The 860-nt window shown below is 46.5% G+C and carries 1 protein-coding gene and 1 pseudogene; both read left to right on the top strand.

The features are described from left to right. On the top strand, positions 1-700 hold a 700-nt coding region (locus A3763_RS21505), incomplete at its 5' end, for a mannosyl-3-phosphoglycerate phosphatase (protein WP_156495239.1). A 13-nt stretch (positions 701-713) separates the two neighbouring features. Next, positions 714-860 (top strand): annotated as a pseudogene (locus A3763_RS27740) (glycosyl transferase); the annotation flags it as partial.

Genomic DNA, 860 nt, shown 5'->3' with positions numbered 1-860 from the left:
TATTTTTGCCACCAGTAAAACTCGTACCGAGGTGCTCAAGCTCAGAAAAGCAATCAAAAACCAGCAACCGTTTATTGTTGAAAATGGCGCTGCTGTCTTGATCCCTACGGACTATTTTCCCTGTAAACCAGAAGCTTGCTACGAGCAAAACGGATACTGGGTTTATGGCTTATCAGAAACACGTCAACACTGGCTCGGTATTCTCGAACAAGCCAAAAAGGATTTTCCGCAGCAATTTAACCATTTTGCAGCGATGAGCGAGCAAGCGCTTGCCGAGCTAACAGGGCTTAGCGTCGAGCAAGCCAAGCAAGCGAATGAGCGCGAGTACAGTGAGCCAATTCAATGGCTAGGCAATCATTCCGATAAGCAATCCTTCATTACTTATCTGGAAAATAAGGGAGGCACCGTTCTTCAAGGAGGGCGTTTCCTATGCTTGAACGGAGATCACGATAAAGGCCGAGCCTTATCTTGGCTGGTCAAACAGTTCATTAATTTTTCCATTCCCTGCGACTTAAAAACACTCGCAATTGGCGATAGTCTTAATGATGTCGCCATGTTGGAGCTTGCTGATAGAGCGCTCATTATCCGCTCTCCAGCTCACGCTCCACCAAGTTTAGCCCGTACTAGTGGCTACCAAGTTAGCGAGCATTGTGGCCCGAAAGGCTGGGCCCAAGGCGTAAACAACATTATCTACAGTTAGAGAGAAAATCATTATGGCTGATTTCTATCAAAACGGCATTGTCACCACCCTACACAACCTATCACGTCGCCCTCTGGATGATTTGGAAGATGAGTTAAGGGGCTTTAGTAAACAACGCCCCATGTCCTTGATTCTTCCATCTCTTTTCTCCGAACTCGAA

The organism is Oleiphilus sp. HI0128 (assembly GCF_001635365.1).
Note: the sequence above shows the minus strand (reverse complement) of the source record. Positions and strands in the feature narration are given on the sequence as shown.